The sequence below is a fragment of the Reichenbachiella sp. MSK19-1 genome, assembly GCF_003590315.1.
Taxonomy (GTDB): domain Bacteria; phylum Bacteroidota; class Bacteroidia; order Cytophagales; family Cyclobacteriaceae; genus Reichenbachiella; species Reichenbachiella agariperforans.
This window is the reverse complement of the sequence record NZ_MIER01000016.1, coordinates 147376-173527: the sequence shown is the minus strand read 5'-3', so window position 1 is coordinate 173527 and position 26152 is coordinate 147376. Positions and strand designations below refer to the sequence as shown.

General features: G+C 45.5%; 20 protein-coding genes. 16 read left to right on the top strand and 4 right to left on the bottom strand.

The genetic code is table 11. The features are described from left to right. Nucleotides 1–11 precede the first annotated feature (11 nt). A complete protein-coding gene (gene ribH, locus BGP76_RS13420) occupies nucleotides 12–488 on the top strand; it encodes a 6,7-dimethyl-8-ribityllumazine synthase (protein ID WP_073123787.1) in 477 nt (158 codons plus the stop codon). A gap of 69 nt (nucleotides 489–557) precedes the next feature. Here ribH and BGP76_RS13415 read toward each other — a convergent pair whose 3' ends face one another. Beyond that, nucleotides 558–2042, bottom strand: coding sequence for a sodium:proton antiporter (locus BGP76_RS13415; protein WP_119845078.1), 1485 nt, complete (start codon nucleotides 2040–2042; stop codon nucleotides 558–560). A gap of 211 nt (nucleotides 2043–2253) precedes the next feature. Here BGP76_RS13415 and BGP76_RS13410 point away from each other — a divergent pair, with 211 nt between their 5' ends. From BGP76_RS13410 to BGP76_RS13375, 8 genes are all read left to right on the top strand, one after another. Further along, nucleotides 2254–2976: a type III pantothenate kinase gene (locus BGP76_RS13410; RefSeq protein WP_119845077.1), complete on the top strand. Its 723-nt coding sequence runs from the start codon at nucleotides 2254–2256 to the stop codon at nucleotides 2974–2976. Next, the gene (locus BGP76_RS13405; protein ID WP_073123793.1) at nucleotides 2960–4231 is read left to right on the top strand and encodes a hypothetical protein; all 1272 of its coding nucleotides are present in this window, start codon (nucleotides 2960–2962) and stop codon (nucleotides 4229–4231) included. Before BGP76_RS13410 ends, BGP76_RS13405 begins: the two co-directional genes overlap by 17 nt. Nucleotides 4232–4320: 89 nt before the next feature. Continuing rightward, the gene (locus tag BGP76_RS13400; RefSeq protein WP_119845076.1) at nucleotides 4321–5613 is read left to right on the top strand and encodes a hypothetical protein; all 1293 of its coding nucleotides are present in this window, start codon (nucleotides 4321–4323) and stop codon (nucleotides 5611–5613) included. 63 nt (nucleotides 5614–5676) lie between these two features. Then, nucleotides 5677–6300 carry an LPS export ABC transporter periplasmic protein LptC gene (lptC, locus tag BGP76_RS13395; protein ID WP_119845075.1) on the top strand — a complete coding sequence of 208 codons (624 nt, stop codon included), beginning with the start codon at nucleotides 5677–5679 and terminating at the stop codon, nucleotides 6298–6300. Nucleotides 6301–6476: 176 nt separating this feature from the next. Then, a complete protein-coding gene (locus BGP76_RS13390) occupies nucleotides 6477–7751 on the top strand; it encodes a hemolysin family protein (RefSeq protein WP_119845074.1) in 1275 nt (424 codons plus the stop codon). Between the two features lie 90 nt (nucleotides 7752–7841). Next, on the top strand, nucleotides 7842–9941 hold the full coding sequence (locus BGP76_RS13385; RefSeq protein ID WP_119845073.1) for a SurA N-terminal domain-containing protein: 2100 nt from the start codon (nucleotides 7842–7844) through the stop codon (nucleotides 9939–9941). A 58-nt stretch (nucleotides 9942–9999) separates the two neighbouring features. Further along, nucleotides 10000–10260 carry a DUF493 domain-containing protein gene (locus tag BGP76_RS13380; RefSeq protein WP_073123802.1) on the top strand — a complete coding sequence of 87 codons (261 nt, stop codon included), beginning with the start codon at nucleotides 10000–10002 and terminating at the stop codon, nucleotides 10258–10260. A 48-nt stretch (nucleotides 10261–10308) separates the two neighbouring features. Beyond that, a complete protein-coding gene (locus BGP76_RS13375) occupies nucleotides 10309–10734 on the top strand; it encodes a hypothetical protein (protein ID WP_119845072.1) in 426 nt (141 codons plus the stop codon). A 127-nt stretch (nucleotides 10735–10861) separates the two neighbouring features. Here the strand turns inward: BGP76_RS13375 and purB are convergent, their stop codons facing one another. Further along, on the bottom strand, nucleotides 10862–12217 hold the full coding sequence (gene purB, locus BGP76_RS13370) for an adenylosuccinate lyase (RefSeq protein WP_119845071.1): 1356 nt from the start codon (nucleotides 12215–12217) through the stop codon (nucleotides 10862–10864). Nucleotides 12218–12422: 205 nt separating this feature from the next. Between purB and BGP76_RS13365 the strand changes: the two genes are divergently transcribed. The 7 genes from BGP76_RS13365 to BGP76_RS13335 all read left to right on the top strand — a co-directional run bounded on the left by BGP76_RS13365 (nucleotide 12423) and on the right by BGP76_RS13335 (nucleotide 24360). Next, on the top strand, nucleotides 12423–14093 hold the full coding sequence (locus tag BGP76_RS13365) for a DUF6377 domain-containing protein (RefSeq protein WP_073123808.1): 1671 nt from the start codon (nucleotides 12423–12425) through the stop codon (nucleotides 14091–14093). A gap of 255 nt (nucleotides 14094–14348) precedes the next feature. Continuing rightward, the gene (locus tag BGP76_RS13360) at nucleotides 14349–17309 is read left to right on the top strand and encodes a TonB-dependent receptor (RefSeq protein ID WP_119845070.1); all 2961 of its coding nucleotides are present in this window, start codon (nucleotides 14349–14351) and stop codon (nucleotides 17307–17309) included. A gap of 11 nt (nucleotides 17310–17320) precedes the next feature. Further along, entirely contained in the window at nucleotides 17321–18805 is a 1485-nt protein-coding gene (locus BGP76_RS13355) for a RagB/SusD family nutrient uptake outer membrane protein (RefSeq protein ID WP_119845069.1), read from the top strand. 115 nt (nucleotides 18806–18920) lie between these two features. Further along, nucleotides 18921–19865, top strand: a complete 945-nt coding sequence (locus BGP76_RS13350) for a PKD domain-containing protein (RefSeq protein ID WP_158233443.1) — start codon at nucleotides 18921–18923, stop codon at nucleotides 19863–19865. A 110-nt stretch (nucleotides 19866–19975) separates the two neighbouring features. Next, on the top strand, nucleotides 19976–21445 hold the full coding sequence (locus BGP76_RS13345; protein WP_255416132.1) for a glycoside hydrolase family 30 beta sandwich domain-containing protein: 1470 nt from the start codon (nucleotides 19976–19978) through the stop codon (nucleotides 21443–21445). Then, nucleotides 21445–22878: a glycoside hydrolase family 30 beta sandwich domain-containing protein gene (locus BGP76_RS13340; protein WP_221409892.1), complete on the top strand. Its 1434-nt coding sequence runs from the start codon at nucleotides 21445–21447 to the stop codon at nucleotides 22876–22878. Before BGP76_RS13345 ends, BGP76_RS13340 begins: the two co-directional genes overlap by 1 nt. Before the next feature lie 6 nt (nucleotides 22879–22884). Then, complete coding sequence (locus BGP76_RS13335) at nucleotides 22885–24360, top strand: glycoside hydrolase family 30 beta sandwich domain-containing protein (RefSeq protein ID WP_119845066.1); 1476 nt, start codon at nucleotides 22885–22887, stop codon at nucleotides 24358–24360. Between the two features lie 85 nt (nucleotides 24361–24445). Here BGP76_RS13335 and BGP76_RS13330 read toward each other — a convergent pair whose 3' ends face one another. Further along, a complete protein-coding gene (locus BGP76_RS13330; RefSeq protein ID WP_119845065.1) occupies nucleotides 24446–25366 on the bottom strand; it encodes an NAD(P)-dependent oxidoreductase in 921 nt (306 codons plus the stop codon). A 71-nt stretch (nucleotides 25367–25437) separates the two neighbouring features. Beyond that, complete coding sequence (locus tag BGP76_RS13325; protein ID WP_099600163.1) at nucleotides 25438–26094, bottom strand: phosphoadenylyl-sulfate reductase; 657 nt, start codon at nucleotides 26092–26094, stop codon at nucleotides 25438–25440. Between the last annotated feature and the right edge of the window lie 58 nt (nucleotides 26095–26152).

Genomic DNA, 26152 nt, shown 5'->3' with positions numbered 1-26152 from the left:
AGTAAGAACCCATGGCGAGTGCACAAAAAAATCTAAGCGATTATAGTACCAATAACCTTATTGATATCAGTGACAAAGTATTTGCGATCATTGTTTCTGAATGGAATGAGGAGGTGACAGGTTCATTATACAATGGAGCAGTACAGACGCTACTGAGTCATGGCGCAAAACAAGAACATATCGTAAAAGTAGATGTGCCAGGGAGTTTTGAGCTTAGTCTAGGTGCGCAGAAACTCGCGCAGCGAGATGATGTAGATGCGGTGATTTGTTTAGGATGTGTGATTCAAGGAGAAACCAGGCATTTTGATTTTATCTGTGATGCTGTAGCACAGGGAGTGACTAACGTTTCGCTCAAGTATGACAAGCCCGTTATATTCGGCGTATTGACACCAGAGACACAAAAACAAGCCATGGATCGTGCTGGTGGTAAGCACGGCAACAAAGGAGATGAAGCAGCCATAACTGCTGTCAAGATGTTGGCGCTGTAGGCTTTTTTCGGGGCTAGTATAAAAAAGGGATGCAATATTTGATTGCATCCCTTTTTTGATTTTCTGAACTTATAATATCCCCCAATAAAAGAAGACTAACCATACCAAAAGGAACAGAGGTAGTAGAATCGGAATGGAGAATCTAATGATGTAGCCGAAGAATGAAGGCATTTTGATACCGACCTGTTCTGCGATTGATTTGACCATGAAGTTTGGTCCATTGCCTATATAGGTCATTGAGCCAAAGAAAACTGCCGCGACGGATATGGCCTTTAGGGATAGGATAGAATTAGTGAAAGCTGCACCGCCTTGAGAAAAATCTATGACCTGTGCAAGGCTATTGATAGATGCTCCCTGAGAAGCCATGGCCGCTGTTAAGAAGTTGATATAGGTAGGTGCATTGTCCAAGAATCCTGATAAAAGACCTGTTCCCCAAAATAAGGTGTTAGGAGTGATCATTGCTGCCCCTGCATCTGATTGAGCAAAGTTGCCGACCAGTTCTAGTGCAGGCATCATCGTCCCAAATATGCCTACAAAAATAAAGGCAACCTCACGGATCGGTTCAAAATTAAACTCATTGCCATCTATTGCTTTTCGGTCTGCAAATTTGAAAGACAAATAGCCGGACAACAGCATAATAATCTCCCTAACGAAGGAAAATTTCTGGCCTTCATAAGTGATCGCAGGGACCCAATCTAGCACGTTTGGGTCTAAGAATACTGAGCCTACGATTACCGCTAGCCAAGCGAAATTTTTAGTTCCAGTGAAAGTTATCTTATTCGTCGGAGTAGCTTGCTCTTCTCCAAAGCTGTAGTCTGCTTTGTTTTTCTTATCCACAAAGAAGAAAACAATAGCTAATATAGATGAGGCAAAGAGCCAAGGGATCAAATTGTGTTCTAGTGTCCAGAAGAAAGGCACCCCCTTTAAGAACCCGAGAAACAGAGGAGGGTCTCCAATAGGTGTCAATGAACCTCCGATATTACTCACCATGAAGATGAAGAATATGATATGGTAGGGCTTGATTCTGTTTTTGTTTAGTCTGATGAACGGGCGAATGAGCAACATTGATGCACCTGTCGTACCGATGATGTTGGCTACTAATGCGCCAATCAAAAGGATCATCACGTTGGTCATAGGTTTGGCCTCCTTATCCACCTCTATCATGATGCCTCCTGATGCGATGAACAGACCGCTCAAGAGAGCAATAAATTGCACATACTCAGCCAATGCATGGACGGGGCTATGATGATTGTGTAGTATAAAGAGGTAATAGAGAACTACGATGGCTGCTAATACACATGCTACGATGGGGTAGTTTTTGTGCCAGAAATGTTCATAGAACAAAGGCCCCGTAGCGATCATCAGTAGTAGCAACACGAAAGGGATGACCGTCCACGCTGGGGCATGATGATGCGCTTCTTCTGCATCAGACTGGACTGAATCTAACCCAACCGTAGTTTCCGTATGGTTGGAGTTTAGGTCGGTTTCTGATGTTTTGGCAACACTTAGTTGTGCTGTATTAAGTAATAAAAATAGAATAAAAAACTTCCGCATGAGGACATAAATATGGTATGGCAATAATATATAAATGCGCTGAACTCGTCTATCCAATAATTACATTATTTCACTCCTTTAGCCGACTAATGCCAGCATTGTGTGAATAAATATAGCGAGGTGGGGGGCATTTTTGGGTGATCCGGCATATTTATTTTGGAATAGCTTATAAATTCCGGTCTGATTAATTTTATGTTAATTTATTGATAAAATGAAGGCGGTTGCAATCGATATAGGCAATACGAAGATTAAGGTAGGTAGTTTTGATAGCGGCACACAAATAGAGATTTTGGAGGTCTCGGATTTGCCTAGTCTACAGAAGGTGCTGACTCGATTGGCACCAGATCGTGTGATTTCTTGTTCGGTAGCCTACTCTGTTACGGAGCAGGAGGCTTATCTGTCAAACCATGACGTGCTTTATATGTCTCACGATACGCCACTCCCTCTCCAGAATTTGTACAGTACTAAGGAGACCTTAGGTCTGGACCGTCTCGCTGCAGTGGTAGGAGCACAGACGGTAGGCAACCTTTGTGGTCGTTTGGTCATTGACATAGGGACATGTATTACCTATGATTTTTTGGATAGGGATAACAACTATCACGGAGGAGCAATATCTCCAGGTATCGCGCTGAGGTTTAAAGCGATGCACGACTATACCAAGAGGCTGCCTTTGATAGAGGAATATGATGAAGTTGACTTGATAGGACATTCGACACGCTCAGCTATGACGAGTGGAGTCATCCATGGGATATCTGCCGAAATAGACGGTATTATCTCACGGTACAAACAAAAATGGCCTGATATACAGGTGATTCTATGTGGTGGCGGTGCAAAACGTTTTGAATCTAAATTAAAAGAATCCATCTTTGCGTCCCCTGAATTAGTGCTGGTAGGTTTGAATAGGATTTTGGAGTATAATGAAGATAAAAAATAGTATAGCCCTTGTAGCTACCTGTCTTTGCGGCTATCTCGCTCAAGCACAGATTACTTTTTCCCCGTATTCGGTTTTTGGTATTGGTGATATACAGAGTAGAGCCATGTCTCACCAAGAGGCCATGGGTGGAGTGGGTATCGGTACGCCGAGTTTTTATCACATCAACAATATGAACCCGGCACTCTTGACTTATAATGTCCTCAGTGCATTTGAAATAGGGTTGCAAGGAGAGTCACGTACAGCAGCAAGCGAGTTTGACAATCAGACCACAGGTACTGGGGGATTCAAATACCTCAGTTTTGCTTTTCCAGTACTCTATAACCGCATGACGACCAATATTGGCGTTAGACCCTATAGCTCTGTTAATTTTGATTTTCTTACCTCAGGTCAGGTCATTGGTAATGATGATGTGATCTCCATTACCGAGAATCAAGGAGAGGGGGGTATATCAGAAGTCTATTGGTCTAATGGTATCAAAATCATAGATAATTTATCCGTCGGCGTAAGGAGTTCTTTTCTATTTGGGTTTATAGAGGACGAAACTAAAATCTATCTCTATAGCGAAGATGTTTTGGCTCAAGTACCTACGGGTCTAAAAGAAAAGACGAATTACAAAGGGTTTACTTTTGGGTTTGGGGCTTCCTACGAAATAGATATCGCAAAGGACAAAAGAATAAATATAGGGGCGACCTATGACCTGGCGCATAGTTTGGAAGGGGATAGGCTGACGCGTCAGGTGACTTTCGTTAATGACAATTCCATACCAGGAGATACGTTGACCAACCGAACCTATAGCAATGCCTTTGATTTGCCGGCTGAATATGGAATAGGTGTTTCGTTTGAGCACCTCAACAGATTCATCATAGGAATAGATGTAGCACGAGCAGAATGGAAAGAGGATGCTGCCTTTGGAGATTTTTCTGAGCAGAAAATGAGGGATTCTTACAGAGCAGGGTTAGGTGTAGAAATAATACCCAAGTATAACGATGTAGACAGCTATTTGAGCCGTGTGAGATACCGTTTTGGTGTGAGCTATGAGCAAGTACCCTACCTAGCTGGTACGACGAAGATCGATGACTTTGGCATTAATTTTGGCTGGTCACTTCCTGTAAAGTCTGTTTCATCGCTCGATATGGCGTTCAAATATGGGCAGAGAGGTACTAAGAGTGACGGGTTAGTCAAAGAGACATATATCAAGTTTGTCTTAGGTGCAACACTGAATGATCGGTGGTTTGTTAGAAGAAAATATAATTAATAGTTGGGCATTAGTTGAGAAAGTGGACAGTTCATCATAATTTTTCACTTTTTTAAGAACTCAACGGTCAAAACATAAATTCGATTAAAATGAAGAAGCTACTATTGATAGGGTTAGTTGTTGGATTAAATGCCGCAGCAATCGCTCAGCCAGGATGGAACTGGCCAGAAGATGTAGATAAAGCCAAGGAAAAGAACGCACTATATGTAGACGCTGTTAAAAGTGATCAGTTTGCTAGAGCAGTAGAGCCACACCAATGGCTACTAGATAACTGCCCAGATCTCAACGAATCACTTTATATCAATGGTGCTAAAATCTACGAGGGTTTAGAAGAAAAAGAAACTGATCCTGCTAAACAACTCGCTTACCAAGAGAAAGCGCTTCAGATGTATGACGATCGTATCAAGTATTTTGGTGATGAACCAAATGTGTTGAATAGAAAAGCGTTCAGAGCATATAAATTCTACAAAGGAAATCGTGACAAGTATCAGGAGTTGATGGATTTGTTTGACAAAACTTTCGAGATGAATGGTGTCAATACACTTGATAACAATCTAGTGGCCTATATGGATGTGGTCAGAAGATATAAGCTAGGTGGGGGATCTATCACAGACGAAGAGGTAATAGACAAGTATGGGAAAATATCGGATGTGATTTCTGAAAAGGAAGCACAAAAGAGCAATCCCAAATACGAGCGATACCAAGAGAACGTAGACAAGCTATTGACAGCTACTGTAGATGTTAACTGTGAGTTTATCGAAGGGAAACTCGTTCCTAAAATGAATGAGACTCAAGACCCCAAGATGGCCAAAAAGGTATTTCAGTTGATGTTGTCAGCGAAGTGTACAGATAGCCCAGCATTTGTAGAAGCGGGAGAGTTGGTCTATAAGAGCGAGCCATCGTACGGTATGGCAAAAGTGTTAGGGATCAAATTGGCCTCTGCTGGAGAAACAGACAAAGCAGCTGAGTACTATGATGCTGCAATCGAGATGTCTGATGACAACTTGCAAAAAGCAGAAATTTATATGAATAAAGCTCAAATGTTCGCAAGCAAGGGGCAAAAATCAGCTGCCAGAACAAATGCAAGAAAGGCATTGTCATACGATCCATCTATGAGCGATGCATATACTATGATTGGAAACCTTTATATGCAGAGTTACAATGACTGTAGAGAAGGGGTGAGCAAAGTAGCGGATAGATTGGTGTTCATCGCAGCATATAATCAATACCAAAAGGCTGGGAATGCAGATGGAATGGCAAAAGCCAAAGAGCAGTTCCCTTCTATCTCGGAGATCTTTGAACTTGGGTTGACCGAGGGACAGTCTATGACTGTAGGATGTTGGATCAACGAAACAGTCGTTCTCGAAAGAAGACCAAACTAGTAGATAAAAAAGAATTGATGAAAAGCACCTAACTGTTCAAGTAAGGTGCTTTTTTTGCTTTGTATGAAATACTTACTTCCCATATTAATGATTGGCCTATTGCTAGCATGTGAAAGCAAGAATGCTGTTTTGGAGAAGGAAACCTATGATGGGCCATCGGTAACTTTGGACAACATAGATGTCTTGGTGTCTGACTCAGCGGTAACCAAACTGAGACTGGTAGCAGCCAAACAGTTGGTTTATGAAAACGAAGACAGGGATTTTCCCGAAGGGATATACCTTGAGTTTTACAATGCCATGGGACAATTATCATCTACCTTACGTGCCAATACTGGATATTATTTTGCCAAGGAGGACTATTACAAAGCTGAAGGAGATGTACAGATGAAAAGTCTAGCCAAAGGAGATGAACTGCATTCTGAACTTCTCAATTGGGACCCAAAAGAAGAAAGAATATATACTGACAAATTTGTGACCATTAAGGCAGATGGAGAGGTACTGAAGGGAGAAGGCTTAGAAGCCAGTGAGGATTTTGATCAGTATACGATTTTGAACCCTACAGGCGTGATGACGCTAAACCCGACCAAGGGTAGTGTGGACGAAGAGTCGGGCTTTGATGAAGATTTGGTCTTCGAGGAAGACACGACCAGTTACGATGATGAGCCCGAAGAAATAATGGAAGAGTAGATGAATTCAGTTTTTCAAATCATAATATTTACACTGGCAGCGGGCTTTTTTTTAATTGGCCTACACCAGACGATGACATACGGCTTTTCGCATTCATATTGGATTTTTATGTTAAGTGTATCTCTCTTACTTTTATATCAATTTAAAAAGAACAAGAAATAGCTCTTCTATAATCTATGGACACATTCCTCACAGTGGGCATCCTGACATCTATATTTTTTTCAGCGCTATTTTCAGGTATAGAGATTGCTTTTATCCGGACGGACAAGTTGCACATCGCCTTACAAGGGAAACAAGGAGGTCTGTCTGCTCGTATCCTTACCAAATTTTCTAACAACCCTTCTAACTTCATCGCCACGACACTTATCGGAAACAACCTGACACTGGTGATTTATGGTATATTCATGTCTATGTTGCTGGATCCTTGGTTGGTCTCGGTGCTACCGCAGAGTTTGAACAATGACATCATTGTTCTACTCCTTCAGACGATTATCTCTACGATTATTGTATTGTTCACCGCCGAGTATGTACCCAAAAGTATCTTTTTGACTAACCCCTATCGGTTTTTGTCTGTGTTGTCCGTGCCGATTTTATTGATCTATTATGTACTCAGTCCTGTAGTATACGTGATCGTGGCTGGCAGCAAGTTCCTCCTGAAAAGCGTACTAAGACTCGACTATTCGGATGATAAACCAGTATATGGACTGACTGATCTCAACAACTACCTCAAAATCATCATGGAAGGTGACAAGGAGGAGAATGATCAGGATGTGGATACCAAATATTTCAACAATGCGCTAGATTTCAAGACAGTCAAAGTTCGTGAATGTATGATCCCACGTACGGAGATCAAGGCAGTGGATGTCAATGATACCATTGATAATTTGCGAGATCAGTTTGTGGCAACAGGCCACTCCAAAATAATAGTGTACAATGACTCTATTGACGATGTGATAGGATACTGTCATTCTTTAGAGTTGTTCAAAAAACCCCAGGATGTAGCGAGTATCTTGACGAAGATCATTATTGCACCAGAAACCATGGCTGCTAACGAACTGATGGTTCAGCTCATTACGGATCGTAAAAGTATTGCGCTGGTCGTCGACGAGTATGGTGGGACCTCAGGTATCGTGACTTTGGAGGACATCATCGAAGAGATCTTTGGAGAGATCAGAGACGAACATGATGATGATGATCTTGTCGAACTTAAAATCAATGACAGTGAATTTATATTCAGTGCGAGACAAGAGGTTGACTATATCAATGAGAGTCAAAGTCTAAACTTACCGACAGGTGAATACGATACGTTGGGAGGCCTGATCCTTACCATCAATGAGAATCTACCAGAGTTAGGAGAGGTGATTTTGATTCCTGGATACAGTTTTGAGATCATGCTCATGGAGGAGGCTAGAATCGAAAAAATTAAGCTCCGTGTTTTGGATCAAGAATAGCCTCATAAACAAGGATTTAACTAAGAGAAGAAAATTTTGATATTAACGGGAGGCTTTCTTATTTTGCGCTTCTTTTTAACATAGATAGACATGGCATTAATAAATACATTAAGGAATAAAGGAGGGAAGATTATTGTCGGACTCATTGGGTTTTCGATCGTTGCTTTTGTAGGCGCGGATCTTTTGGGACCTAACTCAAGGATATTCGGTGGGTCTAATGATATCGGGGAGATAGCAGGGCAGTCTATTTCTTATCAGGACTTTTTGGACAAGCAGGAGGAAATGACCTACAACTTTCAGCTGAATCAGGGAAGAAGCCCTTCTGTCTCTGAGCAGGAGTATATCCGCAACCAAACTTGGGATGCCTTGATTAGCAAATATGCATTCGAAAATCAGTTCCAGGCTTTGGGATTGAAGATCTCAAAAGAAGAAATTGTAGATATGGTTCAGGGTGATAACATTAGCCCACAGATCAGACAGGCATTTACTAATCCAGAAACAGGACAGTTCGAAAAAGAAAATGTGATTGCATTTTTACAGAGCTTAAATGAGCAGACGCCACAGCAGCGGGCTTCATGGTACAATTTTGAAAACAGTTTAGCTCCGACACGTCAGCGTACGAAATACAACAACCTCATACTTAAAACGAACTACGCTACAGAGGCTGAGGCCAAGTATGAGTACACTAATGCTAACAATACAGCAGAAGTTAACTACATCTACGTGCCATTTAGTTCAGTAGAGGATAGTTTAGTGTCTGTGTCAGAGAGTGAGTTGAAGGCTTACTTGTCTGATCACGAAGATGAGTATAAAAGAGATGCTTCTAAGGCTATCAATTATGTAGTGATAGATGTAGTACCATCTGCGGCAGATACTTTAGAGGTGAAGACACAAATCGATAAATTAGCTACAGAGTTAGCTAATGCAGAAAATGATTCATTGTTTGCTACTGTTAATTCAGACTCAAATGATCCATATAACAGCTATGCCGCTGACAAGCTACCTAGCGCAGTACAAGACGCTGTAGTTGGTGATGTAGTGGGGCCAGTAATCGAGAGTGGAAGCTATGTGGTTTACAAAGTCTCTGGTAAAGAGGCGGGAGCAGAGTACTCTGCGAGAGCAAGTCATATTTTGTTCAAAGCGGATGACGATACTGATGCTGCGAAAGCAACGGCTAAGAGTGAGGCAAGAAAAGTGTTGAAGCAAATCAAGAACGGTGCTGACTTTGCCGAAATGGCAAGAGAACATGGTACGGATGGTACAGCGTCTAAGGGTGGTGATCTTGGTTGGTTCGGCGAAGGAAGAATGGTTGCTCCGTTCCAAGAAGCAGTGTTCAATGCGAAGAAGACCGGTTTGTTATCTGATGTAATAGAAACACAGTTCGGATACCATATCATTGATGTGACTGCACTTAAGACGAACGAAAAGCTGAAAGTAGCTAAGGTTGCATTGGAGTTATTCGTAAGTGACGACACGCGTAATGAGTACTATAGAAATGCAGAGAGCTTTGCATTCGATACCAATTCTTCATCGGATTTCAAGGAAAATGCGAGAGCTGCAGGCATGAGCGTAAAATCAGCTGGCAAGTTAGGAGCAAATGATAAAAGATTGCCAGGCTTAGCCGAAGCTAGAACGATTGTCTACTGGGCGTACAACAAAGCGAGTGTAGGAGATGTGTCTGATGTCTTCGAAATAGACAACCAGTATGTAGTGGCTACCCTTGAGTCTGAGCAAGAAGAAGGCGTTGCTAACCTATCGTCTGTTAGAAATGAAGTGACGAAGAAAGTAACAGATGCTAAAAAGGCAAAAGTCATTACGGATAAGCTAAACAGCATTGATGAGCCAGTATTGGCAAATAGAATCATCGCTTATGATGGCAATAACGTGAAGTATTACTCGATGGATGATTTGAAATTGAGTAGTAACTCTCTCAAAAGCGTAGGTCTAGCTCCTAAAGCGGTAGGCGTAGCATTTTCGTTGGAACCAGGAGAGGTAACAGCTCCATTTGCAGTAGAAAACGGTGTAGTTCAGTTGGAGTTAATCAACAAGCATGAAGCGCCGGAAATCTCTGACTATGAAGTTTACAGAAACCAAGCCGCTTCTAAGCAGCAGTCTAGGTTGTCGTATAACATAGATCAAGCAGTAAGAGAACTCGCAGACATCAAAGACGAGAGATATAAGTTTTTCTAGTAGAGAAACAAAAGATAACTTTGAGTCCTGACCTAAATAGTCAGGACTTTTTTTATTTATGGACTATTCATCACAATCATTCAAAGACAAGCTAGAGAGCGTACATTCGTTTCCTACCTTGTACATGTTTAAGTTTATCGTACCCGAGGCTCAGGTCGGGGCAGTCAATGCTTTATTCCCAAAGCATGATGTAAAACTAAAGCCCTCCAAGAATGGTAAATATGTGAGTGCTACGATCCAGGTGATGGCAGGTAGTAGTGATCAGGTGATTGAGGTTTATGAAAGCGCCAAAAACATCGAAGGCATCATCTCGCTATAAATTCACCTTTACCGTTCGCTATCTATAGATATTTGAATTATCATTGAAATGATGTTAAGCTCTTCAGTCATACGGTTTCTTTTTGCTTTGGTAGTCACTGTGCTATTGAGTGGTGGAGCATGGGCTCAGGAAGTAACAGAAGAGGAGCTTCCCACAAGAAAGGTGGATCGAAAAGTCAAAGAAGACACCCGACGAAATCAGCCAGACAAAAAGGAGATTAGTTATATCTATGTTAAGGATGGTAGAAAGTTGCTCTATGGAAACCGATGCGCTATAGAAGTGACGCATAACATGGGTTTTGAGTATGTCCTAGAGCATCGTCCAGGTCAGTCTGTTAAAACAGGTTGGAGACGGTTCAAAAATAACCTTTGGGTTAAGACCAAACTGGTATTCACCAAAGGGCCATGGTGGAAAGCTACAGTCAACAAGAGACTAAAAGAATGCGCTCGTGCGAGTGGTGACTTCAGGGGATAAAACAACCTAGCCCTGTTTGTGTCTTCACAAAACAACATCACTATCCAATGGCACATAAAAAAGCAGGAACCTCAACGAAATAGCTCCGCTTTGATTCCTGCTTTGTATCAAATGATTTTTGTTATTCTTACTTCAGCGGGTTGATTCCCGTGTAGTTGAATGGAGTGATTTTTTTCATTTGCGCTTTGACTGCGTCACTGATTTCCAGTCCATCTATGAAGACCTTGAGGCTTTCTTGAGTGATCTCTTGGTTGCCTCTAGTAAGCGCTTTGAGTGCCTCGTATGGCTCTGGGTACGCTTCGCGTCTGAGGATAGTCTGAATGGCCTCCGAAACGACCGCCCAGTTTTGATCGAGATCATACTCGATATTGGCTTGATTGAGCTCTAATTTCCCTATCCCTTTTTCGAGAGACTTGAGCGCGATGAAACCATGACCAACTGGGACACCGACATTGCGGAGTACAGTAGAGTCTGTCAGATCTCGTTGTAGGCGTGAGATCGGTAGCTTTGCAGAGAGATATTCGTAGAGCGCATTGGCGATACCGAGGTTGCCTTCGGCATTTTCAAAGTCAATCGGATTGACTTTGTGAGGCATAGCCGATGATCCGACCTCTCCTTTTACGATCTTTTGTTTAAAGTAGCCCATTGAGATGTATTGCCAGATGTCACGGGCAAAATCGATGAGGATGGTGTTGATTCTTTTGAGGTTGTCAAACAGGGCAGCCATGTCGTCGTAGTGTTCGATCTGAGTGGTGGGGTAGCTGCGTCTGAGTCCGAGGGTGTTGTCTACGAAATTGTTGGCAAACTTGATCCAATCGATTTCGGGATAGGCGATGTGGTGCGCGTTCATATTGCCCGTCGCTCCGCCAAATTTGGCACCATAGCGCACTGAATCGAGCATGTTGACCTGCTGGGTCAGTCGCTCATGAAACACGAGGATTTCTTTGCCTAGCAAAGTAGGGGAAGCGGGCTGACCGTGTGTTTTGGCGAGCATAGGGATGTCTTTCCATGCTTCGGCCATGTCCATGAGCAGTGCTTCGATTTGATTGAGCGCTGGGATGTACTCGCTCTCGATGGCGTGCTTGAGTTGTAGTGGGATCGCCGTGTTGTTGATGTCCTGAGAGGTCAATCCAAAGTGGATGAATTCCTTGTAAGGCTCTAGTCCGAGTGTGTCGAATCTTTTTTTGATGAAGTACTCTACGGCTTTGACGTCATGATTGGTAGTGCTTTCAATCTTTTTGATCTCTAGTGCATCTGCTTCAGAAAACTCCACGACGATCTGGCGAAGCTTGCCATATACGCTTGCGTCTACACTCTCCAATTGTGGCAATGGGTGCTGACATAGCGCGATGAAATATTCGATCTCTACGTGTACTCTGTATTTGATCAACCCAAACTCGGAGAAAAACTCGGCAAGGTCTGCGGTGTGTCTTCTGTATCGGCCGTCTACTGGCGAAATAGCTGTCAATGCATTCAATTCCATCGTCTATGTATCTATTTGTGAGGCGCAAAATTAGCCAATATATGCTACTTATGCATCCGTGCGACCAAGATTATTGGGTAGGCCAAAGTGTCTTGGAGGTCTGTCATTCGGCAAAATACAAAGAGCGATGAAGGGATCGCTGTGTTATCTCATCGAATTGTGTAATTTCGTTCCCTATTGATTTGAAAAATTATTATCATTCTCCATGCATAGGTTATTAGGGTTGATGTTGCTGTTGGTGGTTTCGAATGGTGTCTTTGCCGCAAAGCTAGACTCACTGCTCGATGTGCTCGATCAGGAGCTCGCCAAACGACCACTCTATGAGGAGCGCCGGGAGCTGAAGATCAACAGCATCAAAAGCCTCATGGATGACCCTACACTCACCGAAGCAGACCGCTACCACATCGATGTGCAGTTGATTCGGGAGTATGCCGCGTACAATTTTGACTCGGCACTCGCCTATATCAAAAGGAATTTAGAGATCGGTAGTCGTCTGCACAATGCTGCCTTCGAGGGGCAATCCGAGCTATATCTTGCCAAACTACTCGCACATTCGGGCAGCTATATGGAGGCGATTGAGATCCTGCAAAAAGTAGCTCCTGACAAACTGGATGAGTATTCGCTCAAAATGTATTATGTCGTCTACCGAAAAGTGTATGAGGATCTCCATTTCTACTCGCGCATCGAGTCCAACATCGTCATGTACCGTGAAAAGCTTGACAGTTATACGGATTCGTTGCTTAGGCATGTGGACGAGGGGTCGGATTTGTATTTAGACATTCAAGAAAAGGAATACCGTGATTCCCGTCAAATGGAGAAGTGCTTAGAAATCAACACGCGCCGAATGCAAATGGTAGAGATGGCGACTGCTGGATACTCGTTGGTGGCGTTTCAGCGCTCACTGATCCATCAGATCAACGGCAATCGCGAGGAGCAGAAGGTTTATTTGGCGCTATCGGCGATCTCAGATATACGTGCTGCGATCAAAGACAATGCTTCGCTGACTCAGTTGGCACAGTTGCTCTATGAAGATCACCAGATCGAGCGCGCCTATCGATACATCAAGTTCTCGTTTCAGGATGCGGAATTTTTCAACTCAAGACTGCGCTTTATTGAGATTTCTAACATTTTCCCGTTGATTACGGCGGCCTATCAAAAGCGCATTGATCAGCAGAATACTAAGCTTCGTTACATGTTATTGCTGATCAGTTTGCTCTCGGTGGGATTAGCCGTGATGGTGTTCATGATTTTCAGACAGGTCAAAAAGGTGCGTAAAGGCCGCAATGACCTGAGCAGAGCCAACCTCAGTCTCCAAAAGCTCAACGACGAACTCAAGTATGCAAATGATCAGCTCAATAGCCTCAACGGTCAACTTGTCGAGACCGATAGTATCAAGGAGCAATACATCGCCAACTTCCTCAACATCTGTTCGGACTTCATCGACAAGTTGGACAACTACCGCCGCATGGTGCGCAAGATGATCACCAGTCGAAAATTTGAGGAGCTGCTCCAGACGACCAGTTCGCCTGAGCTGATAGACCGAGAACTCAAGCAATTTTATGCGACTTTCGACAGTACCTTTCTCAATATCTACCCGGATTTTGTCAACCGTGTCAACGAACTCCTGCTGGAGGATGAGCGCATCGAGCTCAAATCGGGAGAGCTCCTCAACACCGAACTGCGGATCTTCGCTTTGATTAGGTTGGGGATTCATGATAGTTCGCAGATCTCCAAATTGCTACGCTACTCTGTCAACACCATCTACAACTACCGTGTCAAAGTCAAAAACAAATCGGCGGGTCCCCGAGAGGAGTTCGAAGAGCAGATCATGAAGATCAGCGCACTCGTCCGTGGTGCGGGGAGCGAAAACAATTGATTCAATTTAGAGGTAGACTGGGCGTTCCTAGTATTATCGTTGCTTTTCTTTCACGGAGGGTTCTCCATATCTATCCACTTTTTTGACGGCACTGATTTTTTTTAACCATTTGGTAATCAAACTATAAGTGGTTTTGTAGACTTCATTTCGTCCACTTCTTTACTACTCGCCTTGGCGATTGGTTCTGGATCTTTCTTGGTTTACATATTCCTAAAAATGGGAACATGATTATTTCAAAAGACGAATGAACAACGCATGAAACACATTGACAAGATTAGATTATATGCTTGCGTGTTGGTAGTATTTCTACTGACACAAAGCGTCGCGATGGCACAGCAGAGTACTGTGGTGGGCCAAGTGACAGATGAATTTGCAGAGCCGATACCGGGCGCGACGATTCAGCTCGTCGGGACTACTACAGGAGCGGTGACGGACATAGACGGGAGGTTTTCGATCACCTATGATTTTTCCCCGACGGATCAGCTGGTGGTGAGCTCTTTGGGCTACTTGAGTCAGACTGTATCAGTGGGCAATCAATCCAGTTTCCAATTTGCGCTGGTAGAAGATGTCGTCAGTTTAGAGGAGATCGTGGTGGTAGGCTATGGGACGCAGGAGAAAAAAGACGTGACAGGATCCATCGCTGTAGTGGGTGACGAAGACATGAGCCTACGCCCCAACTCTCAGATCGGATCACTCATCCAAGGAAAAGCAGCGGGTGTGCAAGTGATGTCCAGTAGCGGGAAACCCTCTCAAGGGCTCAACCTTAGAATCCGTGGAACCAACTCCATCAATGCGGGCAGTGAACCTCTTTACGTGGTGGACGGAGTACCCACGACTGACACCCGTTCGATCAATCCTGCAGATGTAGAATCTATTTCGATCCTAAAGGACGCTTCGTCGGCAGCCATATATGGGGCGCAAGGAGCAAATGGGGTAGTACTGATCACGACCAAACGAGGTACAACTGACAATGCACAAATCAATTTCAATGCCTACGGTGGCTTTGCCCAAGTATGGAAAAAAATGGATGTGCTGGGCAGCAGAGATTACATCGAGCTGATGCAGGAGATGGGCCAAAATACGGATTGGTCACAGTATACCGAAAACACGGACTGGCAGGATGAGGTATTCCAGCGCGGGGTATCACAGAACTATCAATTGTCGATATCTGGCAAGGACGAAAAGACGAACTACTATATCTCGGGTGGATGGACGGATCAAAAAGGAGCCGTACGTACTTCGGAGATGAGTCGAACCAATTTCAAAGTCAACTTAGACCATGAGGTGAGTGATTGGCTCAAGGTCGGAACACGTGTAGCCTATACCCTCTACTCCGATGTAGATGTGACTGACAACCAAGCCGTGAATTCGGGGGGAGTATTGCTTGGGGCATTGTCGACTCCATCGATCATTGGGATTTACAACCCAGACGGCAGCTTCACGAGCAACCCGTTCCAGAACTGGGAAAACCCACTTGCGAGTACCGATGGATCGGATAGAAAATACCGCAACCAACGTTTGATTGGAAATACCTATGCGGAGATCTCTTTTCTCAAAAACTTTAAGTTCAGGAGCAACATCGGTCTGGATCATAACAATGACATCTACGACTACTTTTTGAATCCTTATTTGACGAGCTATGGACGAGCCTTGAATGGCCGTGCCGAAAACAACACGAACAAAAATCAGTATTACATTCTCGACAATACGCTATCCTATACCAAAGACATCGGGAAGAGCAGAGTGGAAGTACTGGTCGGAGCGGTACAGCAAAAATTCACTTGGGAATACAACAAGGTGGTGACTCAGAATTTTTCGAGCGATGGAATACAAACACCCAATGTGGGTTCGCAGATCATCGAGGCTACCGCGACCAAGTCGGAGAAGGCCAATCAGTCTTACCTCAGTAGAGTACACTACGAGTACAATGACAAGTATTTGTTGACAGCCAATTTTCGGGTCGATGGATCTAGTGTTTTTGGCCCTGAGAATCGCTGGGGATATTTCCCATCGGTATCAGGGGGATGGAGAATCTCCGAGGAGAGCTTTCTCGAAGGGATTTCTACCATCAGTGATTTGAAAATCCGTGCAGGATGGGGTATCGTAGGAAACGACCAGCTAAGTGGCGACAATCGCTACTCTTATCTTGGGTTGATTGGAGGAGGTGCCAACTATCCCATCGGAGGAGTGACTCAGCCAGGGACTTATCCAGCCTCGATCAGTAACAATACGCTCAAATGGGAGGAGTCGCAGCAGACCAATATCGGTGTGGATCTAGGCTTGTGGAACAACCGAGTGACGTTGACGGCAGATGCTTACCGCAAGACCACCACTGATCTATTGCTCAATGCTCCGCTGCCCCGATCCACGGGTTTTGACAATGCCATCCAAAACATCGGAGAACTGCAAAACCAAGGGTTAGAGTTTGTTGTCAGTACAGTTAATCTTGACAAAGACTTCAAATGGAATACGGATTTCAACATTTCATTCAATCAAAACAAAGTAATCGATATCGTTGGGCAAGAGATTTTTGACGGGGCTGTTGCAGGTCGTGGTGAAGCCAGTTTGGTTCGTGAAGGGGAGTCACTCGGTACTTTGTATGGTTATGTGTATGGAGGGGTGGATCCACAGACAGGGGATGCTTACTACCTAGATCAGAATGGAGAGAGCACTTTCACACCTACGGCGGACGACCGTCGTATCATTGGACATGCCAATCCAGACTTCCTCTACGGGATGACCAATACACTGAGCTACAAGGGTTTCACCTTGCTCGTGTTCTTGCAAGGATCCTATGGCAATGACATCCTGAATGCATCGCGCATTGATATCGAGGGCATGACCGATCCTAAGAATCAATCCACGGCAGTACTGGATCGATGGAGGCAGCCAGGAGATGTGACGGATATTCCGAGAGCAACTTGGGGCAATACCGATAACTCGCGAATCTCTACTCGATTCATCGAAGATGCATCATACCTGAGAGTCAAAACCGTGACGCTAGGCTATGATTTGCCATCGTCACTCTTGTCCAAGGCCAACATCAAAGGACTGAAGGTTTATGTCACAGGTGAAAACCTCTTCACATTCACGGGTTATTCAGGTTTTGATCCAGAGGTCAATGCCTTTGGGTATAGCAACACCGCCCAGGGAATCGACTATGGTACCTATCCACAGACCCGCAATTTCATCGCTGGACTTAACCTCACTTTCTAAAATCGCTACCCATGAAAAAAATAAATGTAAAGATAAATATAGCCCTAAGCATGGCACTTGGTCTGTGCTTGGTGGCCTGTGATGATTTTTTGGATTTGGAACCGATCTCTCAGGAGACGACCGAAGTAGGCTATGACAATGCTGGCCAGATCGAGGCGGTTTTGGTAGGCGCGTACGAGTCCTTTCAGTCTTCAGATTATTATGCTTGGGACAAGATCTTGTTTCAAGATGTGCGCTCCGACAATCATTACGCAGGAGGAGACAACCCAGAGATTTTTCAATTGGACTGGTTGACGGTGACGCCTACTAACTCACGTCTGTTGACCAACTGGTCCAACATCTACAATGCCATTGCGAAAGCAAATGTGGTACTCGAAAGAGCACCTTTGGTAGAAGACCCACAGCTGACAGAGGAGCGCAGAGAGCAGATACTCGGGGAGGCGTATTTCTTACGTGCATATCATTATTACACACTAGTCACGACTTGGGGACAGGTACCGCTGGTGACGGAATTTGTCAAATCTACGGACCCTGATGTCATTCGTCCGGAGAAGTCTACAGAGGATGAAGTCTACGACCAAATCTTGTCAGATCTCACAATGGCGATCTCAATGCTGCCGGATACCTATGGCTCAGATGCGAGTGTCAACAAGGCACGAGCGACTGCTGGTGCTGCCAATGCCTTAGCCGCCAAGGCGGCATTGCAACGTCCGACGCCTGATTATCAAGCGGCACTGGATTATATCCTAGCGGTGGAGAGCAGTTCAGCCAATTACACATTGATTGACTATGCAGACTTGTTTGATGGGGCACACTACAACAATGCCGAGTCCATCCTGGAGGTGCAATATATCGGAGCACCTGAGGCGACTTGGGGACCACAGATGCATTTGCCTCCATCGATATCGGGAGATACTTGGAGGAAATTTACTACGCCTTCGCACAACCTCATCGATGCTTATGCTGCTGAGGGCGATGTGATTCGTAGAGATGCGACTGTACTGTTTGAGTCTGTCAATTGGGTGGATGAGTACTGGGGCAATGCCGTGGGCAGCTCGATTCCATTCGCTTACAAGTGGAAGCATGCCGATGGTTGGGCGAGTACAGACCGTCTGCACTTGCTCCGTCTAGGGGATGTGGTTTTGCTCAAAGCAGAGGCGCTCACAGGACTCAATCGACTGGGTGATGCAGCAACTGAGGTCAACCGCATTCGGTCGAGGGTAAACTTACCAAATCTGACGGTCGCAGATCAGGCGAGTCAAGCTAGCATGAGACAGGCGATATTGGACGAAAGAAGGTTGGAGTTGGCACAAGAAGGTCAGCGCTGGGATGATCTCGTGCGCTTTGATCAGGTCGTATCGGTGATGAATAACCTGGTGGAAATCGATTTGCGTACGGGGCAGCCAGTTGAGTACAACATGGATGAGAGCAAGATTTTCGTACCGATTCCACAGGAAGAATTGGATAGAAATCCAAACCTGACACCCAACGAATAATCAAAATACCTCTGTCCAGATTGATAGCATGAAAGTCGGGATGGAAAACATAGGGGAAAGCCCGTGTGCGGACCCATGGTACATTTTATCAAATCAATTTTTAACAACTATAATTATGAAAAGACTATTTAGAAATTACAGCTATTTGGCGGCACTTCTCGTAGCGCCTGTGATTCTCAGCTCATGCGGAGAGGATAGCAAAGAAGACAAAACTGTGGATGCGCCTTTGGCGGGCTTCACACTCGAAGTGAACGAAGAGAATACGATGATGATCTCTGTGACCAATACGTCCATAGGAGGAGAAAGCTATGCTTGGGATTTTGGAGATGATTCAGACATTGTTACTTCTGCCAATGCTGAGCATACCTATACAGAGAGTGGTACCTATACAGTCACCTTGACAACTACCAATGAGGGAGGCAGTGATGATGCGACCCAAGAAGTGAAAGTGTCAGGGTTCGGCCCCAATCTCGTAGCAAGTGGAGACATGTCTGATGCGTCAGCATGGACATCCGCAGCACTGTGGACAGCTGATGACAACATCACGGAAGCGGCGTTTGTTGATGAGACTTTCATGTTCAAAAACGCGACGGATGATATGGACAAGGTTTACCAGTATTCGAACCATATCTTGTATCAGAAGGTGGCCTTGACAGCAGACAAAACCTATAAGTTCTCTGCCAATATCAGCAGTACGACAGGCAATGACGGCACGTGGTTCGAGGTATATTTCCTACACGAATCACCTGACTCAGAAGATATCATCAATAAGCCAGGGTCGCAAGTTGCACTCAAAGCCTACGGAGAAGGCGAAGATTGTCTCAAAGGTGCTTTTGATGGAGACATCATGGAAATCGCACAGGGGTGTACTGCTGCGAATGCTTACACTCAGTCGTTGGATGCTAGTGGTGAGTTTACTCTGCCCGCAGACAGTTTGACGGAGGATGGCTCGATCTATTTGCTTTTCAAAGCTGGTTCGGGATGGGCCTCAGATGAAGAAGTCTCTCCATTTGGTGAGGGCATGCACCTCGACAATGTGGAGATCAAGGAAGTATTATAATAAACAGGTTGAAAGCCGTTTGATCGGTTAGTGAATAAGTACAACATGAGCAGGTGAATTAGATTCACCTGCTCATCACTCCTGAATCGTAGGGTTCAGCAAATAACTCAATGATGAATAGAAAAGTATGGATAGCAGTGCTGTGGGGAATGTGTTTGTGTTTACTCAATTGCGCAGAAAGTGACGAGACTGTCGCACCACCTCCTCCAGTAGTCGAGCCTCCAGAGACAAACCTGCCCGAGGTGATGGTGTATTTGACCAAGGCCAATGAGTCGGTCAAGTTTGCTCAACAAGAGGGTTTAGTCGGAGCGGCAGTAGCCAATGCAAGTATCAACTTGACGATTAATCCAGAGATTGGCTACCAAGACATCGATGGTTTTGGGTTTGCCCTGACAGGTGGTAGTGCACAGCACATCAGCCAAATGAGTGATGCGGCACAGGATGACTTGCTCCAAGAGCTATTTGGAACAGAAGGGGATGGGATTGGCATCTCATATTTGCGCATTAGCATTGGAGCATCGGATTTGGATGCTTCTGTGTTTTCTTACAATGATCTCCCGCAGGGAGAAACAGACATGGATCAGCTGCAATTTTCGATCGAACCAGATCGAGCGGTTTTGATCCCGCTGCTCAAAAAAATATTGGAGATCAAACCAGACCTCAAGTTGATGGCGACCCCTTGGTCTCCTCCTGTGTGGATGAAAACCAATGGCGCATCCAAAGGCGGTCGGTTGCTTACCGAATACTATGATTCGTACGCGCTTTATTTGGTCAAGTATCTACAGGCTATGGAGGCAGAAGGGATCACGATAGAGACGATATCCATTCAAAATGAACCCCTACATGGCGGCAACAACCCGAGCATGGAGATGTCTGCGGAAGAGCAAAACGAGTTCATCAAAAGTAGCTTGGGGCCCCTCTTTGCTGCACATGATATTTCGACGAAAGTCGTTCTCTACGATCACAATGCAGACATGACGAGTTATCCGATCTCGATACTCGATGACGAAGAAACACGACAATATGTCGATGGTTCAGGGTTTCACCTCTATGCAGGTGATATCTCTGCCCTATCTTCAGTGCACAATAGTCATCCGGACAAGAACATATATTTCACCGAACAGTGGTTCGGTGCGCCAGGCAATTTCTCAGGAGACTTGCAGTGGCACATACGAGAGATCATCATCGGAGCGACGCGCAACTGGAGCCGCAACGTGATCGAGTGGAATCTATCGTCAGCGCCCAACCTACAGCCGCACACCGATGGGGGATGTACGGCATGCTTGGGAGGGATAGAAATCAGCGGCAATACAGTGTCGCGCAAAGCGGGTTACTATGTGATTGCCCATGCGTCGAAGTTTGTCGTGCCAGGATCGACACGTATCTCGTCCAATTATACTGGTGAGATTCCTAACGTGAGTTTTCTAACGCCTGAAGGGCAGATAGTCCTACTCGCTCTCAACAATACCGACGCTTACAAAACTTTCAATATGACTCAGGGCGAGCTGTCCTTTTCTGCTTCGTTGGATGCGGGGGCTGTGGCGACATTCGTCTGGGATCCAAACCAAACGATAGAATAATGAATCGAGTACTTACCTATTGCTGTGGTCTGATGCTAGCGGCGTGTGGAGCCAAAGACAGCCAAGAGATCTCAGATAATCAGACACAATCTCTTCATGTAGAACCCGTCGTACAAGTGTACGTGACTGATGCGAGTCGAGAGCGCCAGTTGGAAGAGTCCTCGGATTTGCTAGGCGAACCACGACTCGATGCTGATGTGCATGTGTTCGTAGAGCCAACACAAATGTATCAGCAGATGGAGGGGTTTGGCTTTGCGTTGACGGGAGGGAGTGTCTATCACCTCAGTCAGATGAACGAACAGGCACAGTCAGATTTGCTACAGGAGCTGTTTGGTGTCGGTACCAATGACATAGGCGTGTCGTATCTACGCATCAGTATTGCCGCATCGGACTTGGATGCAGAGGTGTACTCGTACAACGACCTGCCAGAAGGCGAAACGGATCTGATGCAGGAAAATTTCTCGATAGAGCGAGAGAGAGAACTGTTGATCCCTATGCTCAAAAAAATATTAGCGATCAATCCTAATATCAAAATCATGGCAAGTCCATGGTCACCTCCTGTCTGGATGAAAACCAATGGATCGAGTATTGGAGGCCATCTAAAGGAAGAATATTACGATTCCTATGCACTTTATTTGACTAAATACTTTCAAGCCATGGAGGCGGAAGGAATCACCATCGAGACGATGACCATCCAAAACGAACCCTTGCACCCTGGCAACAATCCGAGCATGAGCATGGAGCCAGAGGAGCAGGCCAATTTCATCGAGCGGAGTCTCGGACCTGCATTCGCAGAAAAGGGGATCAAGACCAAGATTGTTTTGTATGATCACAATGCGGATCGACCGGATTATCCGATTTCAATTTTGGATCGTCCCGAGGTGCGAAAGTATGTAGCAGGGTCGGCGTTTCATATGTATGGTGGGAGTATAGCGGCACTGTCTGATGTACATAGTGCGCATCCAGACAAGGGACTCTACTTCACTGAGCAGTGGTTTGGCGCGCCCGGCAATTTCCCTGAAGATCTGAAATGGCATGTCCGTGAATTGATGATTGGTGCTCCGCGCAATTGGAGTCGTAGTGTCATCGAGTGGAACCTATCGTCTGCTCCTGATCTACAGCCACATACTGACGGAGGGTGTAGCCAATGTCTCGGAGGGATCACCATCGATGGCGATGAGGTGACCCGCAACGCGGGCTACTACTCGATTGGACATGCCTCGAAGTTCGTCCGACCAGGAGCGAAGCGCATCGCGTCCAACGCACCCGATGAGTTGCCAAATGTGGCGTTCTTGACTCCTGAGAATCAAATTGTGTTGTTGGCGATCAACAATACCGATACGAAACAAATATGTAACATCACCCAAGGAGAACAATCCTTCTCGGCAGTCTTGGAGGCTGGGAGTACGGCGACTTTCATTTGGGACAATTAGAAATTTATGATTCAGAATAAAATAGCATTCGTTGCATGGGGGCTAGGGCTGCTGGTGAGCTGCAGTGCCCCACAGTCTCCTGTAGAAGAAGCAGTTCCCGAAACAATACAACCAATAAAAGAGCTGAGTACAGCGACGATCTACACGACGGCCCGAGGTACAGACTTGAGACTGGCGCAGACCGGTACGAAGACTTTTGGTCCGGGAGAGCAACCTTTGGAGACACAGATATCTGTTTTTGTCAATCCCGACAAGACCTTTCAGGAGTTGGTAGGGATAGGAGGAGCAGTGACGGATGCTTCGGCGGAGGTTTTCGCAGGACTCTCAGCGGACAAGCAGGAGGAGTTGCTGTCTGCGTACTATTCCCAAGAGGGTATTGGATACAGTTTGCTTCGTACGACGATTCATAGCAGTGATTTTGGATCTGGATCGTACACCTACATCGAAGAGGGAGACACGGCTCTTGCGACTTTTTCGATAGAGCATGACCGAGCCTACCGTCTGCCGATGATCAAAAGAGCGATTACAGAAGCGGGAGGTTCATTGCTGACCTATGTGAGTCCATGGAGCCCTCCAGCATTCATGAAGACCACTGGACGTATGCTTCAAGGAGGCTCGCTACTTCCTGAGTTTGCTCCTGCTTGGGCGAGATATTATGCCAAGTTCATCAAAGCATATGAGGTGGAAGAAGTGCCGATCTGGGGCCTGACGATACAAAACGAGCCCATGGCTACTCAAACCTGGGAATCGTGTATCTATACAGCAGAGCAAGAGCGTGACTTCTTGAAGAATCACCTCGGGCCGACCTTGGCGAGCGAAGGGCTGGGGGACAAGAATATCATCGTATGGGATCACAATCGTGACCTCATCACGCAGCGAGCCAATACTATTTTTGGCGATCCCGAAGCGGCCAAGTATGCTTGGGGTATAGGGTTTCACTGGTACGAGACATGGACAGGTAGCGAGCCCAACTTCGAGAATTTGAGACGAGTCAAGGAGTCCTACCCAGACAAACAGCTGATGTTCACCGAAGGCTGCAACGAAAAATTCGATCCTGCGAAGTACCAGTATTGGCCAAATGCCGAGCGATACGGCAAGTCAATGATCAACGACTTCAACCGTGGCACAGCGGGTTGGACAGATTGGAATATTCTGCTGGATGATAAAGGAGGGCCGAACCACGTGGGTAATTTCTGTTTTGCGCCGATACATGCAGACAGCCAAACGGGCGACTTGATCTATACGCCGTCCTACTACTATATTGGGCACTTTTCGAAGTATATCAAGCCAGGGGCTAAGCGGGTGAGCACAGTAGCGAGTCGCACCTCGCTCATGGCGACCACCTTTGTCAACGAAGATGGGAGCTACGCGACCGTAGTGATGAACGAGACGGACGAGGCGATAGACTATCAGTGCTTCGTAGGGACGCAAGTGATTGAGGCGAGTATTCCTGCGCGAGCAATTCAGACCTTGAGGTACTGAGTGCGAGAGTAGTTGCGAAGCAAAAAGAGCCGCTACCTAAGATCAGTCTTGGGTAGCGGCTCTTTGCGTATCTGCTCGGTTGATATTAGTAACTAAAGCTATTGAGGAACTCGATCATTTGGTCTTTGAAGGACTCCTCTTCTCCGTATGGAATGTATTGCTTCAACTTCTGTTCAGCACTGACCAGCTGTTGGTTGTAGTTGTTTTGCTGATTGATGAACAGGAATTCGAGTTCTGGCTTGAGTTCTTTCAGTACATCGACGATATCGAGTACGGACATGTTGCGTTCGGACACGTTGTAGGTATCTGCTGGGATGTCAGTCACCGCGATTTGCTCCAGTATATCAGCGATCGAACTGATGTGGATGAAGGCACGCTGTTGGTTGCCGCTACCGTGGATCGAAAGTCTACCATCAAAGTTCGCCTCGAAGACAAATCGATTGATCACCGCATCGAATCGCATGCTGCGGCTGTAGCCATAGACGTTTCCACATCGGAGGATGATCGGATTATGTGCTTTGTTGAGGCGCTTGACGTGCTCTTCGCCGCGCTGCTTAGAGATCGCGTAGAAGGAGGCAGGGTTTACATCATGCTTTTCGGTGATTGGCTCATCCGAAAATCCATACACACCCATGCTACTGAGGTAGACGAATTTTTTCACGTCACTTTCTTCGATCGCATAGGTCAGCTCGGCAGTGCCCCAGTTGTTGATCTGCTCGTAGAAGTGTAAGTTGACATTGGCAAAGGGAGAAGTAGCCTTGGCAGCCAAGTGGAATACAACGTCCACGCCTTTGAGTGCGTTTTTGAGCGTGCGCGAATCCAACAGGTCTCCTTTGATGAATTCGATCGATTCTCCATGGATGAATTTGTCTCCCAAGAAGAGGTTGTAATTGCCACGCATCAGGTTGTCATAGACGATGATTTTGTCTATCTGTTTGTTGGCGCTCAATTTTTTGATCAATCTGGTGCCGATATATCCCGCACCTCCAGTTACTAATACTTTCATCTCAGTGTATGTCCAGTTCTCTCTGGATTATATGATTAAATAGCGCAGCACGCTTGCCGTGCTGCGTTGGATTATTTACTTACTAGTTCGGTGTGGAGTCCACATTCCGTTTTGTTCATGCCGTACCACCGTGCTTCACGCTCCATCATTTCGAGGCTTGGCTTGCGGGTACAAGGTTCACAACCGATACTGCTGTAGCCTACCGCATCGAGCGGATGGCGCGGCAAATCATGCTCTTTGATGTAGTCAAAGATCATCTTGTTGGTCCACTCCAGCATGGGATGAAAACGCACGGTGTTCATCTTGGAGGGTTCTTCGACACGCATCTTGGCACGGTTGGCATTTTGATCACGACGGATGCCGTTGATCCAGATGTCATAGTCCGAGAGGAGCTTGTCCATAGGCTGTACCTTGTTGTAGTAGCAACATCTGTCTGGATCCGAAGCGAACAGCAGTTTGCCTTCTGCATCTTTTTGGATGCTCTTGGGCACGTCGGGTTTGATGTCTTTGATGGTGATACCAAAGGCATCCGCTAGCTGGTCCTTGTACTCAATCGTTTCAGGAAACAAGAATCCTGTATTCAGACAGTATACTGGTATCGATTTGTCAATTCTACTCAACAAGTGGAGCAAAACGATACTGTGTGTCTGAAACGAGGAGGTGGTAAAGAGCTTTCGCCCGTCTTCCTGATACTTGATTATGCTACTTTTGATCTCTTCAAAATCCATATATTGCAGGACAATTTATTAAAAAACGAAGTTAGTACAGTTTGGATAAACTGATCTT

Excerpts from the sequence above, each read along its gene's own strand:
- ribH (WP_073123787.1), top strand. The coding sequence starts at position 12 with ATGGCGAGTGCACAAAAAAATCTAAGCGATTATAGTACCAATAACCTT.
- BGP76_RS13415 (WP_119845078.1), bottom strand. The coding sequence starts at position 2,042 with ATGCGGAAGTTTTTTATTCTATTTTTATTACTTAATACAGCACAACTA.
- BGP76_RS13410 (WP_119845077.1), top strand. The coding sequence starts at position 2,254 with ATGAAGGCGGTTGCAATCGATATAGGCAATACGAAGATTAAGGTAGGT.
- BGP76_RS13405 (WP_073123793.1), top strand. The coding sequence starts at position 2,960 with ATGAAGATAAAAAATAGTATAGCCCTTGTAGCTACCTGTCTTTGCGGC.
- BGP76_RS13400 (WP_119845076.1), top strand. The coding sequence starts at position 4,321 with ATGAAGAAGCTACTATTGATAGGGTTAGTTGTTGGATTAAATGCCGCA.
- lptC (WP_119845075.1), top strand. The coding sequence starts at position 5,677 with ATGAAATACTTACTTCCCATATTAATGATTGGCCTATTGCTAGCATGT.
- BGP76_RS13390 (WP_119845074.1), top strand. The coding sequence starts at position 6,477 with ATGGACACATTCCTCACAGTGGGCATCCTGACATCTATATTTTTTTCA.
- BGP76_RS13385 (WP_119845073.1), top strand. The coding sequence starts at position 7,842 with ATGGCATTAATAAATACATTAAGGAATAAAGGAGGGAAGATTATTGTC.
- BGP76_RS13380 (WP_073123802.1), top strand. The coding sequence starts at position 10,000 with ATGGACTATTCATCACAATCATTCAAAGACAAGCTAGAGAGCGTACAT.
- BGP76_RS13375 (WP_119845072.1), top strand. The coding sequence starts at position 10,309 with ATGATGTTAAGCTCTTCAGTCATACGGTTTCTTTTTGCTTTGGTAGTC.
- purB (WP_119845071.1), bottom strand. The coding sequence starts at position 12,217 with ATGGAATTGAATGCATTGACAGCTATTTCGCCAGTAGACGGCCGATAC.
- BGP76_RS13365 (WP_073123808.1), top strand. The coding sequence starts at position 12,423 with ATGCATAGGTTATTAGGGTTGATGTTGCTGTTGGTGGTTTCGAATGGT.
- BGP76_RS13360 (WP_119845070.1), top strand. The coding sequence starts at position 14,349 with ATGAAACACATTGACAAGATTAGATTATATGCTTGCGTGTTGGTAGTA.
- BGP76_RS13355 (WP_119845069.1), top strand. The coding sequence starts at position 17,321 with ATGAAAAAAATAAATGTAAAGATAAATATAGCCCTAAGCATGGCACTT.
- BGP76_RS13350 (WP_158233443.1), top strand. The coding sequence starts at position 18,921 with ATGAAAAGACTATTTAGAAATTACAGCTATTTGGCGGCACTTCTCGTA.
- BGP76_RS13345 (WP_255416132.1), top strand. The coding sequence starts at position 19,976 with ATGATGAATAGAAAAGTATGGATAGCAGTGCTGTGGGGAATGTGTTTG.
- BGP76_RS13340 (WP_221409892.1), top strand. The coding sequence starts at position 21,445 with ATGAATCGAGTACTTACCTATTGCTGTGGTCTGATGCTAGCGGCGTGT.
- BGP76_RS13335 (WP_119845066.1), top strand. The coding sequence starts at position 22,885 with ATGATTCAGAATAAAATAGCATTCGTTGCATGGGGGCTAGGGCTGCTG.
- BGP76_RS13330 (WP_119845065.1), bottom strand. The coding sequence starts at position 25,366 with ATGAAAGTATTAGTAACTGGAGGTGCGGGATATATCGGCACCAGATTG.
- BGP76_RS13325 (WP_099600163.1), bottom strand. The coding sequence starts at position 26,094 with ATGGATTTTGAAGAGATCAAAAGTAGCATAATCAAGTATCAGGAAGAC.